Source organism: Enterobacter sp. HNDS-6 (assembly GCF_039850505.1).
GTDB lineage: Bacteria > Pseudomonadota > Gammaproteobacteria > Enterobacterales > Enterobacteriaceae > Enterobacter > Enterobacter kobei.
Genome location: NZ_CP156673.1, coordinates 4,087,892 through 4,103,729, shown reverse-complemented (window position 1 = coordinate 4,103,729; position 15,838 = coordinate 4,087,892). Strand labels below are relative to the sequence as shown.

General features: G+C 59.4%; 14 protein-coding genes. 3 read left to right on the top strand and 11 right to left on the bottom strand.

Going from position 1 to position 15,838, the window contains the following annotated elements; translation table 11 throughout:
• Positions 1-8: 8 nt before the first annotated feature.
• The 10 genes from pcaF to paaA are packed head-to-tail and all read right to left on the bottom strand — an operon-like array spanning position 9 to position 8,175.
• On the bottom strand, positions 9-1,214 hold the full coding sequence (gene pcaF, locus ABFI50_RS19250) for a 3-oxoadipyl-CoA thiolase (protein ID WP_045135015.1): 1,206 nt from the start codon (positions 1,212-1,214) through the stop codon (positions 9-11).
• Positions 1,214-1,636: a hydroxyphenylacetyl-CoA thioesterase PaaI gene (gene paaI / locus ABFI50_RS19245; protein WP_014883705.1), complete on the bottom strand. Its 423-nt coding sequence runs from the start codon at positions 1,634-1,636 to the stop codon at positions 1,214-1,216. Before paaI ends, pcaF begins: the two co-directional genes overlap by 1 nt.
• The gene (paaH, locus tag ABFI50_RS19240; protein WP_347484826.1) at positions 1,626-3,050 is read right to left on the bottom strand and encodes a 3-hydroxyacyl-CoA dehydrogenase PaaH; all 1,425 of its coding nucleotides are present in this window, start codon (positions 3,048-3,050) and stop codon (positions 1,626-1,628) included. Before paaH ends, paaI begins: the two co-directional genes overlap by 11 nt.
• Position 3,051: 1 nt before the next feature.
• Complete coding sequence (paaG, locus tag ABFI50_RS19235) at positions 3,052-3,840, bottom strand: 2-(1,2-epoxy-1,2-dihydrophenyl)acetyl-CoA isomerase PaaG (protein WP_100246810.1); 789 nt, start codon at positions 3,838-3,840, stop codon at positions 3,052-3,054.
• Entirely contained in the window at positions 3,840-4,607 is a 768-nt protein-coding gene (gene paaF / locus ABFI50_RS19230; protein ID WP_063943086.1) for a 2,3-dehydroadipyl-CoA hydratase PaaF, read from the bottom strand. Before paaF ends, paaG begins: the two co-directional genes overlap by 1 nt.
• Positions 4,604-5,674 carry a 1,2-phenylacetyl-CoA epoxidase subunit PaaE gene (gene paaE / locus ABFI50_RS19225; protein ID WP_014883701.1) on the bottom strand — a complete coding sequence of 357 codons (1,071 nt, stop codon included), beginning with the start codon at positions 5,672-5,674 and terminating at the stop codon, positions 4,604-4,606. Before paaE ends, paaF begins: the two co-directional genes overlap by 4 nt.
• Before the next feature lie 7 nt (positions 5,675-5,681).
• Positions 5,682-6,179, bottom strand: coding sequence for a 1,2-phenylacetyl-CoA epoxidase subunit PaaD (paaD, locus tag ABFI50_RS19220; RefSeq protein WP_014883700.1), 498 nt, complete (start codon positions 6,177-6,179; stop codon positions 5,682-5,684).
• Between the two features lie 11 nt (positions 6,180-6,190).
• Positions 6,191-6,937: a 1,2-phenylacetyl-CoA epoxidase subunit PaaC gene (gene paaC, locus ABFI50_RS19215; RefSeq protein ID WP_045282064.1), complete on the bottom strand. Its 747-nt coding sequence runs from the start codon at positions 6,935-6,937 to the stop codon at positions 6,191-6,193.
• An 8-nt stretch (positions 6,938-6,945) separates the two neighbouring features.
• Complete coding sequence (gene paaB / locus ABFI50_RS19210) at positions 6,946-7,233, bottom strand: 1,2-phenylacetyl-CoA epoxidase subunit PaaB (RefSeq protein ID WP_006175064.1); 288 nt, start codon at positions 7,231-7,233, stop codon at positions 6,946-6,948.
• A 12-nt stretch (positions 7,234-7,245) separates the two neighbouring features.
• Positions 7,246-8,175, bottom strand: a complete 930-nt coding sequence (gene paaA, locus ABFI50_RS19205; protein WP_014883698.1) for a 1,2-phenylacetyl-CoA epoxidase subunit PaaA — start codon at positions 8,173-8,175, stop codon at positions 7,246-7,248.
• A 285-nt stretch (positions 8,176-8,460) separates the two neighbouring features.
• Between paaA and paaZ the strand changes: the two genes are divergently transcribed.
• From paaZ to ABFI50_RS19190, 3 genes are all read left to right on the top strand, one after another.
• A complete protein-coding gene (paaZ, locus tag ABFI50_RS19200) occupies positions 8,461-10,500 on the top strand; it encodes a phenylacetic acid degradation bifunctional protein PaaZ (protein ID WP_063943084.1) in 2,040 nt (679 codons plus the stop codon).
• A gap of 204 nt (positions 10,501-10,704) precedes the next feature.
• Entirely contained in the window at positions 10,705-12,978 is a 2,274-nt protein-coding gene (gene tynA, locus ABFI50_RS19195; protein WP_063943082.1) for a primary-amine oxidase, read from the top strand.
• Positions 12,979-13,096: 118 nt separating this feature from the next.
• Positions 13,097-14,203 (top strand): GGDEF domain-containing protein, encoded by a 1,107-nt coding sequence (locus tag ABFI50_RS19190; protein ID WP_023330317.1) that lies wholly within the window; start codon positions 13,097-13,099, stop codon positions 14,201-14,203.
• 87 nt (positions 14,204-14,290) lie between these two features.
• Here the strand turns inward: ABFI50_RS19190 and ABFI50_RS19185 are convergent, their stop codons facing one another.
• Positions 14,291-15,790: an aldehyde dehydrogenase family protein gene (locus ABFI50_RS19185; protein WP_014883694.1), complete on the bottom strand. Its 1,500-nt coding sequence runs from the start codon at positions 15,788-15,790 to the stop codon at positions 14,291-14,293.
• Positions 15,791-15,838: the final 48 nt, after the last annotated feature.

Sequence of the window (15,838 nt, the reverse complement as noted above, 5' to 3'; positions counted from 1 at the left end):
AAATTTGATCAAACACGCTCAAGGATCATGGCAATGCCCTGACCCACACCGATGCACATCGTACAGAGCGCGTAGCGCCCGTTGCGTCGATGCAATTCATTACTCGCGGCCAGCGCCAGTCTGGCCCCGCTCATTCCCAGCGGATGGCCCAGCGCAATCGCGCCGCCGTTCGGGTTAACGTGCGCGGCATCATCCGGCAAACCCAGCTGACGCAGGACGCCCAGCGCCTGCGCGGCGAAGGCTTCGTTGAGTTCGATGACGTCCATATCGTTGATGCTGAGACCGGCACGCTCCAGCACCCGGCGGGTGGCAGGCACCGGTCCGAGCCCCATTAAACGTGGCTCCACGCCTGCCGTTGCCATCGCCACGATCCGCGTGCGGGGGATTAATCCCTGCGCCAGCGCCATTTTCTCGCTGGCGATGATTAACGCCGCCGCACCGTCGTTGACGCCGGACGCATTCCCCGCCGTCACCACCCCGTTCTTACGGAACGGCGTTTTCAGCCCGGAAAGCTGTTCGAGCGTGGTCTCTGCGCGCGGATGTTCATCCACGCTGAATTCGGTGACCGTCCCTTTTTTACCCGGTACCCGTACCGGCACGATTTCCTGCGCCAGAATGCCGTTCTGTTGCGCCAGAGCGGTTCGTTGCTGGCTGCGCAGCGCGAACGCGTCCTGATCGGCACGGCTGACATTTAACAATTCAGCTACATTCTCTGCCGTTTCCGGCATACTGTCAGTTCCGAATTGCTGATGCATGAGCGGATTCACAAATCGCCAGCCGATGGTGGTATCAAAGATCTCCGCCTGGCGCTGAAACGCGGCGGTGGCTTTCCCCATCACAAACGGTGCGCGGGACATGGACTCGACGCCGCCCGCCATCAGCAGGTCGCCATCACCTGCTTTAATAGCGCGAGCAGCGAAGCCTATTGCGTCCAGACCCGAGCCGCACAGGCGGTTAATGGTGGTTCCGGATACCGTCTGCGGCAATCCGGCCAGCAGCGCCGACATTCGCGCCACGTTGCGGTTATCTTCCCCCGCCTGGTTGGCGCACCCGAAAATCACATCATCAATCCGTTCCAGGTCGAGCTGCGGGTAGCGGTCCAGCAGCGCACGCAGCGGTACGGCACCGAGATCGTCCGTTCGCACGGCAGAAAGCGCGCCGGCGTAGCGCCCCACTGGCGTTCGAACGCCATCACAAATAAATGCGTCACGCATCAGGCCTCTCCTGTGACAGTGCCGCCGATGCGGTGTGATTTTCCGCGGAACAGGGCGACGGTTTTCTGTTGCTGGTTCTGAATTTCAATGTCGTACACGCCGGTCAGTTTGCCCTGATGCATCACCCGCGCGGTGGCGGTGAGCTTATCTCCGGCAAAGCCCGGACGCAGAAAATCGATCGAGCAGCCGGAGGCCACCGCCGCCAGCCCCTGGCTGTTGCAGGCGTAGGCAAAGGCGGTGTCTGCCAGCGAAAAAAGTTGGCCGCCGTGACAGGTTTTGTGGCCGTTGAGCATCTGCGGGGTGATGGTCATGGTCACCACCGCGTAGCCCTCGTCCATATCGACAATGTCCATCCCCATCGCCTGCGCGCAGGCGTCCTTTTCGTACATCGTGCGGGCGTTATGCCAGGCGTTATGACTCATAGCTACTCTCCAGAAGCGCCCGCTGGCGCAGCAGTGAACAGGGGCGATAACGTTCTTCGCCGTAATGTCGTTGCAGGTTCTCCAGCAGGGTCAGCAGGCGCTGCCAGCCCAGACGCTCGCCCCACGCGATCGGGCCGCTCGGGTAGTTCACGCCCAGACGCATGGCGGTGTCGATATCCTTCTCGCTGGCGACCCCCTTTTGCAGGGCATCCAGCGCTTCGTTAGCAATCATTGCCAGCGTGCGCCAGACCAGCAGACCGGGATAATCGGCAATTTGCACCACCCGGTGCGCCTGCTGTTGCAGGTAGCGGATGGCTTTTTGCGTCGCGGTGTGCGGGTTGCTGGCGGCCGCCGCAATCACCGCCACGTCACGCTCAATACGGTCCATCACCACTACCGGGCCGTTGAGGCGCAGCGCCAGTGCCTGAGCGGTTTCCCCCTGCGTTTCAACCAGATACACATCATCAATTTCTGTGACACCGTCACGTCTTTTTTCCACGCGCATCGGGCTGTAGCTGTCATTTACGGTCTCAACCCACTGCACGACGGGTTTCTCCCCCTGCCAGTCGTAAACCCCTTTTCCGCTCTTTTTACCCAGCCTTCCGGCCAGCACCAGCTCCTGCTGCACCAGCGAAGGCAGGAAACGACGCTCCTGCCAGAAGGCGTTAAACACCGAGCAGGTCACCGCAAAGTTGACGTCCTGACCAATCAGGTCGGTCAGCTCCAGCGGCCCCATCGGAAAACCGCCGCCCTCGCGCAGCGCAGCGTCAATCACCTCCGGTGGGGCGACCTGCTCTTCAAGCGCACGCCAGGCTTCGGAATAAAACGGGCGCGCGACGCGGTTGACGATGAACCCAGGCGTTGACTGGCAGCGAACGGGTTGTTTACCCCAGTTCAGCGCCAGTTCACACAGCGCGTCTGCCACTTCCGCAGAGGTCGCCAGCCCGCTGACCACCTCCACCAGCTTCATCACCGGCGCGGGGTTAAAGAAGTGCAGCCCCGCCACGCGCTCCGGATGATTCACGTCTGCCGCAATCGCCGTGACGGAAATGGACGATGTGTTGCTGGTCAGCAGCGTCTGGGGCGGACAGATCTCCGCCAGCTGCGCAAACAACGCCTTTTTCACCTCCAGCCGTTCGGAGGCCGCTTCAATCACCAGTTCGGCCGCGGAAAGCGCGGTGATATCCGTCACCGGAAGCAGTCGGGCCAGGATCTGGGCGCTGGCATCGGCGGAGAGCTTTCCGCGCGTTACCCGGGAAGCCAGACGCTGGCGAATCCCGTCGATGGCGCGTGAAATCGCATCTTCGGCGATGTCATAAAGCAGAACCTGATGGCCGTGGCTGGCGGCAACTTCGGCAATGCCCGCGCCCATCGTGCCGCTGCCAATCACGGCGACCGTGCGTATGTTCAGCATCTTATTTCCCCGTAAAGTTCGGCGTGCGCTTCGCCAGGAAAGCGCTGACGCCTTCGCGGTAGTCGTCGCTGCGACCGGCCAGACGTTGATAGTCGCGCTCCAGGTCAAGCTGGGCATCCAGGGTGTTGGTTTCCGCGGCGTTAATGGCCTGCTTGATCAGCCCCAGCCCAAAGGTTGGCTGAGACGCAAAGTGCAGCGCCATCTGCTGCGCGGTAGTGGAGAGCTGGTCGTCATCCACCACCTGCCAGATCATTCCCCACGCCTGCGCCTGTTCGGCGCTGAGTTTATCGCCGAGCAGCGCCAGTCCCATGGCGCGGGCACGTCCGGCCACGCGTGGCAGCAGCCAGGTGCCGCCGCAGTCCGGCACTAAGCCGAGCTTGCTGAAGGCCATCACAAAGTTGGCAGAACGGGCGGCAATCACCATGTCGCAGCCGAGCGCCAGCGTGGCGCCCGCGCCGGCCGCTACGCCGTTGACTGCACAAATGACCGGCTTCGGCAGTTTTGCCAGGCGGCGTACCAGGGGGTTATAGAAGGTTTCAACCGACATCCCCAGGTCCGGTGCCGGGCCGTTGGGGTCGACGTTGCGGTCGTTCAAATCCTGCCCGGCGCAAAAACCGCGCCCTGCGCCGGTGATCAGCAGGCAGCGGATGGTGTCATCGCGCTCGGCCTGTTTCAGGCATTCTGCAAGCTGCTGATGCATCACGTCATTAAAGCTGTTCAGACGCTCCGGACGGTTCAGCGTAATGGTCATTACGCCCTGTTCTACTTGACTGAGAATACATTCCACAATTAGCGTCCTTTAAAGTCGGGGGTGCGTTTTTGCAAGAAAGCGTCGATACCTTCCCGGCGGTCTTCGGTGGCAGAGAGCAGCGTAAAAAGCTGACGCTCCTGCATCAGGCCAGCCTGCAGAGGCACCTCCTGAGACTGACGAAGCGCCTGTTTCGCCGCCTGCAGCGCCAGCGGGGAATGGCGCGCCATCACTGCCGCCTGCTTCAGGGCATACTCCAGCGTCAGGGATGCCGGGAAGACATCGCTGACCAGCCCGGTGCTCATCGCCTGCTGCGCAGTAATGCTCTCTCCGGTCAGCACCATTTTGCTGGCAAGGGATTTACCGACGCTGCGGATCAGTCGCTGGGTACCGCCCGCCCCCGGCATAATGCCGAGGGTGATTTCCGGCAGGCCAAATCGTGCGTTATCCCCGGCAATCACCACGTCGCACAGCAGCGCAAGTTCACATCCGGCGCCCAGCGCGAAACCGTTGACGGCGGCGATCAGCGGTTTGTTAAACGCGTTAATGCGCGCCCACAGTTGCGGGCGGATATCGTTCAGGGTGGCTGGCAGGTCTTTCTCTGCCATTTCGTTGAGATCGGCCCCGGCGGCAAAGCAGCGTTCGTTGCCGTAGATCACACAGGCCGAGATGTCGGCATCAACCGCAGCGCTTTCCAGCGCGTCGGCTAATTGCGTCAACAGGGCGTTATTCAGGGCATTACGCGCCGCCGGACGGTTCAGCGTCAGCTGCAGCACGCGGCCATGACGGGTAACAGTCAGTTCGCTCATGCCATCCCCTTTGCGTCAAAGTCGACGATCACGTCGGCGGTGAGCGGCAGTGACTGACAGCTCAGCACATACCCGGCGGCCAGCTCGTCCGGCTCCAGACTGTAGTTGGTCGCCATGTCCACCTTCCCGCGCAGCACTTTGCATTTACAGGTCGCGCACACGCCGCCTTTGCAGGCATAAGGCAGGTCCGCCCCCTGACGCAGGGCAGCATCGAGGATGCTTTCGTCGTCTGCCGTCAGGGTAATTTCGCGGTCGCGCCCGTCCTGTCGCACGGTCACTTTCTGCCCTTCCGCCTGCACGTTTACCGTGCGTTTCACGGCGGTCCCCGGCGTATTAAAGCGTTCAAGATGAATGGATTTTTCCGGCATCCCCAGCGCCTTCAGCGCGGCTTCGGCCTCGTCCATCATCGACGACGGGCCGCAGATAAACGCGTCGTCGTACTGACGGAAGTTGATCAGGGTTTTCGCCAGCGCCTGCAGCTTTTCCCCGTCGATGCGGCCATACAGCAGATCGCTGTCCAGCCGCTCCTGGCTGAAGATGGAGACCAGCTGCAGCCGCTGCGGATATTTATCTTTCAGGTCCGCCAGCGCCTGGCGGAACATCATGCTCTGACTGCTGCGGTTGCCGTAAATCAGAGTGAAATGGCTGTTCGGTTCGGTGGCCAGCGTGGCGGAGAGGATCGCCAGCATCGGGGTGATGCCGGAGCCTGCGGCTATCGCCAGGTAGTGGCCTTCACGTTCGGCCTGCGGCTGATAGCCAAATTGCCCCTGCGGAACCATCACCTCCAGCGCCATGCCTGCTTTGATCTCATCCCGGGCATAGCGGGAAAAACGCCCGCCTTCGATGGCTTTGACCGCCACGCTGATCTCACCCGGCGCGGTACTCCGGCAGATGGAGTAACAGCGGCGCAGCTCGTCCCCGCCCAGCTTCGTTTTCAGCGTCAGGTGCTGTCCGGGGCGAAAGCGGTAGGCTTCCTGCAGCGCCTGCGGCACCGCAAACGTGATGGTCACCGCGTCGCGGGTTTCGGGTTCCACTTTTGCCACTGTTAATGAATGAAACGTTGTCATGGCAGCCTCAAATGCATTTGAAATAGTCGAAGGGTTCGCGGCAGGTGTTGCAGCGGTAAAGCGCTTTGCAGGCCGTCGAACCAAATTCACTGATTAGCGCGGTGTCGGTACTGGCGCAGCGCGGGCAGCTCACCTCCAAAGGTGCGTGCGCGTGGCAGCTATGCCCCACGGGCGGGCTGATGCCGTAAGCCCGCAGGCGTTCGCGCGCGTCGGCGGTCATCCAGTCGGTGGTCCAGGCAGGGTCAAGCTGGAGCACAATGTGCACCGGGGTAAAGCCATGCGCGGTCATCACGTCGCGGATCGCCCCCAGCAGGTGTTCCGTTGCCGGGCAGCCCGAATAGGTTGGCGTGAAGCCAATCACCCAGCCTTCCCCCTGTGCCTTGACGCTGCGCACCATGCCTAAGTCGGTGATGGTTAATACCGGCACTTCCGGGTCCGGGATCTGGCTTAACAGCGACCAGATCTGCGGGATTTGCGCCGGTGCGATGTCGACGAGACGTTGCATAGCCTTCTCCTTTACCACTGCTGACCGGGATACGCGCGCTGGAGATACTGCATTTCTGCCAGCATCGGCCCCAGATGTTCGGTATGCAGCCCCTTCTTACCCCCGCTGCGGTACGCCACCTCGTCGGGTACGCTCAGGCTGGCTTCTTTAAGACCGGCATACACTTCGCTTTCCCACGGCTGGCGCAGGGTGCGTGGGTCCACCGCCACGCCGGAATGTATCAGCGCCAGCTCAACGTCATCGGCGTCAAACAGCTCTGCCGTAAAGCGCCACAGGTTATCGATGGCCTGCTGCATTTTTTGTGCGGACGTTTCGGTCCCGTCGCCCAGGCGTACCAGCCAGCCGCGGCTAAAACGCAGGTGGTAGCGCGCCTCTTTGATCGCTTTGGCGGCGATGGCGGCAAGCTGGCCGTCAGTGCTGCGGGTCAGGCGCTCATACAGCGCCACGTTCCAGGCATCCATCAGGTACTGACGGGCAATCGTGTCGGCGAAATTGCCGTTGGGTTGCTCCACCAGCAGGACATTGCGGAACTGGCGCTCGTCGCGCCCAAACGCCAGGGTATCTTCGTCGCCCTCACCTTCACATTCAGCGGCGTAGGCCAGGAAATTGCGCGCCTGGCCCAGCAGATCAAGACCGATATTGGCCAGCGCGAGATCGATCTCCAGCTCCGGCGCGTGGCCGCACCAGGCCCCCAGACGCTGGGAGAGCACCAGACCGTTGTCGCCCAGACGCAGGGCATAGGCTGTGACTGTTTTCATCCTTCGCCTCACATGTGCTCGATGCCATCGGGGATGGTGTAGAACGTCGGATGGCGGTAAACCTTGCTTTCCGCCGGATCGAAAAATTCGCCGCTCTCTTCCGGCTGGGAGGCAATAATCTCGCTCGCCTTCACCACCCAGATAGAACATCCTTCACTGCGACGAGTGTAAGCATCGCGCGCATTTTCCAGCGCCATGCGATCGTCGGCGGCATGCAGGCTGCCCACGTGACGGTGGGACAACCCTTGTTTGCTGCGTACGAACACTTCGTACAGCGGCCAGTAGACATTGCTCATGATTATTTCCTCTTATGCGGCCTGACGGGCGCGTTGTTTTTCTGCGTGGGCCAGGGCGGCTTCCCGCACCCACGCCCCGTCTTCCCAGGCTTTACGTTTCGCGGCCAGTCGTTCGTGGTTGCAGATACCGCGCCCGTTAATCACCTCTTCAAATTCCTGCCAGTCGATTTCGCCGAAGCGGTAGTGACCGCTCTCTTCATCAAAACGCAGGTCGGGATCCGGCACCGTCATGCCCAGCATCGCCACCTGCGGCACCGTGTTGTCGACAAAACGCTGACGCAGCTCGTCGTTTCCGAAGCGTTTGATTTTCCAGGCCAGGCTGCGGGCGCTGTTTGGCGAGTTATCGTCGTTCGGCCCGAACATCATCAGCGCAGGCCACCAGAAGCGATTGATGGCGTCCTGCAGCATCTGGCGCTGCGCCTCACTTCCCTGGGCCAGCGCCATGCAGGCTTCAAAGCCCTGACGCTGGTGGAAGCTCTCTTCTTTGCAGATTTTCACCATCGCCCGGGCATACGGACCGTAAGAGGTGCGGCACAGCGCCACCTGATTGACGATGGCAGCCCCGTCCACCAGCCAGCCGATGACACCGATGTCGGCCCAGCTCAGGGTGGGATAGTTAAAAATGGAGGAGTACTTCATCTTGCCGTCGAGCATCTTCTGGTAGATGTCTTCCCGTGCGCAGCCCAGCGTTTCTGCCGCGCTGTAGAGGTAAAGTCCGTGTCCGGCTTCATCCTGTACTTTCGCCAGCAGAATCGCTTTTCGGCGCAGCGTGGGTGCGCGGGTGATCCAGTTACCTTCCGGCAGCATGCCGACGATTTCGGAATGCGCATGCTGACCAATCTGGCGGATCAACGTTTTACGGTAGGCGTCAGGCATCCAGTCCTGAGGCTCAATCGCCGTCTCCTGCGCTATGCGCTGCTCAAACCGTTGTTCTTGCGTCACGTCATCACCTTTATGATTCGTTAGTTTGCAAATTAAAGCGAAATGATGAATCACTTTGTTTTTTAAAAGTTACACAAAGGTTAAATATAACCCCAAGAATTGTTTCCTTGTTTTGTGATGGTGCTCGCAAGGCTTTTGCTACTGCCCTTGCAGAAAGCGGTCTGACGGACTGCAATTCATCAGGCCAGATCACAGCATTAACAATTCATTAAAATCTCAGCTTGCTTTTTATGATTCATAATTAAACTATTAATGGTGAAATTACGTAACATTTGGAGATAAGCGATGCAGCAGTTAGCCAGCTTCTTGTCCGGTACCTGGCAGTCTGGCCGGGGCCGTGAACGCGCCATTCATCACGCCATCAGCGGCGAAGCATTGTGGGAAGTCACCAGCGAAGGGGTGGATATGGCGGCCGCTCGTCGCTATGCGATTGAGCGCGGTGGCGAAGCGCTTCATAAGATGACCTTTATTGAACGTGCAGCCATGCTGAAAGCGGTAGCGAAACACCTGCTTAGCGAAAAAGAGACGTTCTATGCCCTCTCCGCCCAGACCGGGGCGACGAAAGCGGACAGCTGGGTGGATATTGAAGGCGGGATCGGCACTCTCTTTACTTACGCAAGCCTGGGCAGCCGGGAGCTGCCGGATGACACGCTGTGGCCGGAAGATGAGTTGATCCCGCTGTCAAAAGAAGGCGGTTTTGCCGCTCGCCACGTTCTGACCTCGAAATCCGGCGTGGCGGTACATATCAACGCCTTTAACTTCCCCTGCTGGGGGATGCTGGAAAAGCTGGCGCCGACCTGGCTTGCCGGGATGCCCGCCATCATTAAACCGGCCACCGCCACCGCGCAGGTGACACAGGCGATGGTGAAATCTATCGTGGACAGCGGACTGGTGCCGGACGGCGCCATTAGCCTGATTTGCGGCAGCGCGGGAGACCTGCTTGACCATCTCGACAGCCAGGACGTGGTGACTTTTACCGGCTCCGCCAGTACCGGGCAAAGCCTGCGCGTTCACCCGAATATTGTGGCGAACGCGATACCGTTCACCATGGAGGCCGACTCCCTGAACTGCTGCGTGCTGGGTGAAGACGTCACGGCGGAGCAGCCGGAGTTTGCCCTGTTTATCCGGGAAGTCGTTCGCGAGATGACCGCCAAAGCCGGACAAAAATGTACCGCTATCCGCCGTATCATCGTCCCCCAGAATCAGATTGATGCCGTCAGCCAGGCGCTGATTGCCCGGCTGGAAAAAGTGGTGGTGGGTGATCCGGCGCAGGACGGGGTGAAGATGGGCGCGCTGGTGAATGCCGAACAGCGCGCCGACGTGCAGGAGAAAGTGGACCAGTTGGTTACGGCGGGATGCCAGATCCGTCTGGGTGGCAAAGCGGATTTACAAGCCGCGGGCGCGTTCTTCCCACCGACCCTGTTGTTCTGTCCGCAGCCGGACGAAACCCCTGCGGTGCACTCAACTGAAGCTTTCGGCCCGGTAGCGACGCTGATGCCGTATCGCCACACAGAGCACGCGATGGCGCTTGCCCGCGCGGGCGGCGGCAGCCTCGCAGGAACGCTGGTTACCGCTGATTTAGCCCTTGCCCGCCAGTTCATTGCCGGTGCGGCACGTGCCCACGGTCGTATTCAGATCCTCAACGAGGAATCATCCAAAGAGTCCACCGGCCACGGCTCCCCGCTGCCGCAGCTGGTGCACGGCGGTCCGGGTCGCGCGGGCGGCGGTGAGGAACTGGGCGGCCTGCGCGCGGTGAAGCACTACCTGCAGCGCACGGCGATTCAGGGCAGTCCGACCATGCTGGCGGCCATTGGCAAGCAGTGGGTGCGCGGCGCAACCGTGCAAGAAGATCGCGTGCATCCGTTCCGCAAATACTTTGAGGAGCTGCAGCCGGGCGATAGCCTGCTGACGCCGCGTCGCACCCTGACGGAAGCGGATATTGTGAACTTTGCCTGTCTGAGCGGGGATCACTTCTACGCCCATATGGACAAGATTGGTGCGGCAGAGTCGATCTTTGGCGAACGGGTGGTTCACGGTTACTTCCTGATCTCCGCCGCAGCGGGACTGTTCGTCGATGCGGGGGTCGGACCGGTGATTGCCAACTACGGTATGGAAAACCTGCGCTTTATCGAGCCGGTCAAACCGGGCGACACCATTCAGGTGCGCCTCACCTGCAAACGCAAAACGCTGAAGAAGCAGCGCACCGCGGAAGAAAAACCGACGGGCGTGGTGGAGTGGGCGGTTGAGATTTTCAACCAGCACCAGCAGGCCGTTGCGCTCTACTCCATCCTGACGCTGGTGGCGCGCCAGCGGGGTGAATTCTAACACCTTACCTTCACCGCCTTCCCTGCCGGGTGGCGCGATGCTTACCCGGCCTACGACGACCTGCCGGGTGTGACACCGTCCCGCTCTTTTTTTAACCTGGCAAGTGCAACAAATAACCTGGCAGATGCAGGCAAACGCTTTTCTCAGGCGTCTGTCAGGATAAGGCTGACACAACACAATAAACACAACAAGATGAGGTCTACGATGGGAAGCAATTCTTCTTTTTCTGCCCGTAGAACGGCACTGGCCATGGCCGTTGCGCTGTGTTGCGCCTGGCAATCCCCTGTTTTCGCCCACGGCAGCGAGGCGCATATGGTCCCGATGGACAAAACGCTGCAGGACTTCGGCGCAGACGTGCAGTGGGACGATTACGCACAGATGTTCACCATTGCGAAAGACGGCGCCTTTGTGAAGGTCAAACCGGGCGCAAAAACCGCTATCGTCAACGGTAAAACCCTCACGCTTGAGGTGCCGGTGGTGATGAAAGGCAACAAGGCCTTTATCTCAGAGACGTTCATCAACGATGTTTTCCAGTCCGGTCTCGATCAGACCTTCCAGGTTGAAAAAAGTCCTCACCCGTTAAATGCGCTCACGGCAGACGAAATTAAGCAAGCCGTAGAGATTGTTAAAGCCTCTGCGGATTTTAAACCGAATACCCGCTTTACCCAGATCGCCCTTGCGGAGCCAGAGAAAGCCAAAGTGTGGGACTATGTGCTCAACGGTACGGCAGTCGATGCCCCTCGCCAGGCGAAGATCGTCATGCTCGACGGAAAGCATGTCATCGAGAGCCTGGTGGATCTGAAGGATAAAAAAATTCTGCGCTGGGAACCGGTCAAAGACGCGCACGGCATGGTGCTGTTGGATGATTTCACCGCGGTTCAGCAGATCATTAACGACAGTACTGAATTTGCTGAGGTGCTTAAAAAGCACGGCATAACCGACCCGAAAAAAGTGATTACCACGCCGCTGACCGTCGGCTATTTCGACGGTAAAGATGGCCTTAAGCAGGAAGACCGTTTGCTGAAAGTGGTGAGCTATCTGGATGTCGGCGACGGCAACTACTGGGCACATCCGATTGAAAACCTGGTGGCGGTGGTCGACCTTGAGCAGAAGAAGATCCAGAAGATTGAAGAAGGTGCCGTTATCCCGGTTCCCCTGACCCCGCGTCCCTATGATGGCCGCGACCGCATAGAGACACCGAAAAAACCACTCGACATTATTGAACCGGAAGGCAAGAACTACACCATAACCGGCGACAGAGTGCACTGGCAGAACTGGGATTTCCATCTGAGCCTGGACTCGCGCGTGGGCCCGATGATCTCAACCGTCACGTATAACGACAACGGCAAGAAACGTCAGGTGATGTATCAGGGGTCGCTCGGCGGCATGATTGTCCCTTACGGCGATCCGGACGTGGGCTGGTACTTTAAAGCCTATCTCGACTCCGGCGACTACGGCATGGGCACCCTGACCTCGCCGCTGGTGCGGGGTAAAGACGTGCCATCCAACGCCGTGATGCTCAATGAAACCATCCCGGACTATACCGGCGCGCCGATGGAGATCCCGCGCGCAATCGCCATTTTCGAACGCTATGCGGGGCCGGAATACAAGCATCAGGAGATGGGTCAGCCAAACGTCAGCGCCGAGCGCCGTGAACTGGTGGTGCGCTGGGTGAGTACCGTCGGTAACTACGATTACATCTTCGACTGGGTATTCCACGAGAACGGCACCCTCGGCATTGATGCTGGCGCGACGGGTATCGAAGCCGTGAAAGGCGTTCAGGCCAAAACCATGCATGACGCCACCGCCAAAGACGATACCCGTTACGGCACGTTGATTGACCACAACATTGTCGGCACCACGCACCAGCACATCTATAACTTCCGTCTTGATATGGATGTCGATGGTATTAACAACAAGCTGGTGGCGATGGATCCGGAAGTGAAACCCAATACCGCCGGTGGCCCGCGCACCAGTACCATGCAGGTCAATCAGTACGACATTGATACCGAACAGCAGGCGGCACAGAAATTTGACCCGGGCACTATTCGCCTGCTGAGCAACACCCGTAAAGAGAACCGCATGGGCAACCCGGTCTCGTATCAGATTATTCCCTACGCGGGCGGCACCCATCCGGTGGCAACCGGCGCGAAATTTGCCCCGGATGAGTGGATCTACCATCGCCTGAGCTTTATGGATAAACAGCTGTGGGTGACCCGTTACCACCCGGATGAACTCTATCCGGAAGGTAAATTCCCTAACCGCTCCATCCACGACACGGGACTGGGACAGTACAGCAAAGATAACGAGTCGCTTAACGATCAGGATGACGTAGTCTGGATGACCACCGGCACGACCCATGTCGCCCGTGCTGAAGAGTGGCCGATCATGCCAACGGAATGGGTGCATGCCCTGCTTAAACCGTGGAACTTCTTCGACGAGACGCCAACGCTCGGAAAGAAAAAAGACGAAAAATAACCCACCGCCGGGCAATCGCCCGGTTTTTTTTGCCCTGCCGTTTGAGGATCGTCCATGCTTGCTTATAGTTACAGATATCTCACCTGCATGATTTATCCCCCGGACGGGAAAGGGCTTTATGGAAAAAAGAAAAAAACCGACACTGGAACGCGCTACCTGGCCGACGCGCCACGCGATGGTCATGCATGGGCTGGCGATGAACCTGCCCTGGCTGGCGTTCGTCAACGTCAGCTTCGCCGTGATGATCCTGCTGCGACACGTCCTGCTTAAGGCCAGCGATCCGCTTTATCCTCATATACCGCAACTGACGACCCTGGTCGATGCCTCGATGCTCGGCATTATTATCCTCTCTGCCGCGTTGATCCTGATGGCCTGGCGGCGTATTGCGGGTATCAGCGTGGTGCTCTTTATCTGTAGCGCCATCTGGTCGGTATCCTGTTTTTTGTTTATTACCTATTTGCTGCTGCCCCACGTCTGGCCGCTGTGCGTAATTTTGTTACTCGCAGGGTTAACGGCGCTCTACTTTTACCCTGAGGGATTACTCGCCTTTGTGCTTCCGCTCTGGATCACTCTGCCGGTCGCAAGCTGGATACTCAACGATGGCCTCAACCTTCACTTTGTCATCATCTGGAGCGTGTTTACCCTGATCCTGATCTGCGGGCGTTTTATCCTGTTGAGCTGGTTTGATGAAGCCTGGCGTCGTAATCAGCAAAATCAACTGCTGATCTCACGGCTGGATGCGCTGGCGCATCAGGATCCGCTAACCAAAACCGCCAACCGCCGGAGAATGGAGGTGGTGCTGGAAAACGCGGTTGAGCAGAAGAAACCTTTCTCGCTGATTATGCTGGATATCGACTATTTCAAACGCTACAACGACACCTACGGCCACCAGGCGGGTGATGACTGCCTGACGCGCGTGGCGCGGGTGCTGAAGCAGTCGGTACGAACGCCGGACGACGTCGTATCACGTTACGGCGGCGAGGAGTTTGTGGTGATCCTTTTCAATTGCCCGCTAAACATCGCAGAAAAGGTTGCCATGCGTATTCAGGACGGGCTGCGCACGGAGGCCATACCGCATGGCGCCTCGACGGTCAGCGACCATGTGACCGTGAGCATGGGGATTGCCGGCATGACGGAGGGGTTAGCCGGCACCGAAATAATCGCCCGCGCCGATGCGGCGCTTTATCGGGCGAAAGAGGCCGGACGGGATCGGTGGTCGCTTTGAATAATGCCGGGTGGCGCTGCGCTTACCCGGCCTACAAAACCAGAGAAAGTAGGCCGGGTAAGGCGTAGCCGCCACCCGGCTTGTTTCTTAATACCGCACGCAAACCGACTTCGTCTCACACCATCCGTCCAGCCAGTCCGGGCCAAAGTCGCGACCGGTGCCAGACTGCTTCATGCCGCCGAACGGCAGGTTGGCGTCGATCAGCGTATGGCTGTTTACCCAGACGGTGCCCGCCTGCAGCCTGTCGGTGTACTCCAGCGCCTTGCTGATATTCTGCGTCCAGACGCTGGCGGTCAGGCCATATTCGGTGTCGTTTGCCAGCTGAAGCGCCTCTTCACCATCGGCAACGCGCACCAGATTGACCACCGGGCCAAACACCTCTTCGCGGGTTAAGCGCAGCGCGGCATCCGGGTTGACCACCAGCGTCGGCGAAACGTAATAGCCTTTCCCTTCCGGGCCACGGTTACCGACAATCAGCTCTGCGTGGCGAGATTGCGCTTCATCGAGGAAAGTCTGCACCTTGTCACAATGCGCACGCGACACCAGCGGGTTGATAAATGCTTCCGGGGACATGCCCGGCCCGACGCTCAGGGATTTCACCGCCTGTTCGAAGCCGCTGACCAGCGTGTCAAACAGCGGCGCTTCAATGTAGATACGGGAACTCGCCGCACACACCTGCCCCTGGTTCAGGAAGCTCCCGGTCATCAGGCCTTCGATCACCCACGCCGGGTCCGCATCTTTGAGTACGATAGCCGGGTTTTTGCCACCCAGTTCCAGGGTCACGCCTGTCAGGGTATCTGCCGCCGCGCGGGCAATTTGCTTGCCCGTCGCCGTTGAGCCGGTAAAGCTCACCTTTGCAATATGCGGATGCGAGGTCAGCGCTGCGCCGCACACCGCGCCGCTCCCGGTCACCACGTTGAATACCCCGTCCGGAATGCCCGCTTCACTGGCCAGTTCCGCCACGCGCAGCATGGTCAGCGGCGTGGTTTCTGATGGCTTGATGACAATCGAGCACCCCGCCGCCAGCGCAGGCATCACTTTCCACATCCCAATCATCAGCGGGAAGTTCCAGGGCACAATCCCGGCCACCACGCCAACCGGCTCTTTACGTGTCCATGCCTGATAACGCGCCCCCTGTGGCAGGGGAATAGAAAGGTCGAGGGTTTTGCCTGCAATTTTGGTGGTCAGCCCGGCGGTATAGCGCATCCAGTTCAGGGTACAACCCACTTCAAAGAGACGGGAAATGTTAATCGATTTCCCCTGCTCCAGCGTTTCAAGCTGGGCCAACTCCTCGCTGTGCTGTTCAACCAGATCGGCGAAACGGAGCAGGATCCGCTCGCGCTCCGCCGGTAATTTTCCGGCCCAGCTGCGGGCAACAAAAGCACGCCAGCCGGACATGACGGCACGGTCAACGTCATCGACGCTGGCATCGGCCGTCGAGGCAATCACCTCGCCCGTGGCCGGGTTATAGACGTTGAGCCGCTTTTCGCTGTCCGACGCGGCCTGACGCCCTTCAATCCACAGGCCATGATGTCGGTCTAAAAACTGCTGCACGGCAGGCTGAATAGCCACCTGAGATTCAGACATAGGATACTCCTTCGTTATTATTCGCAGGGTGTTCATCCAGTCTAAGAG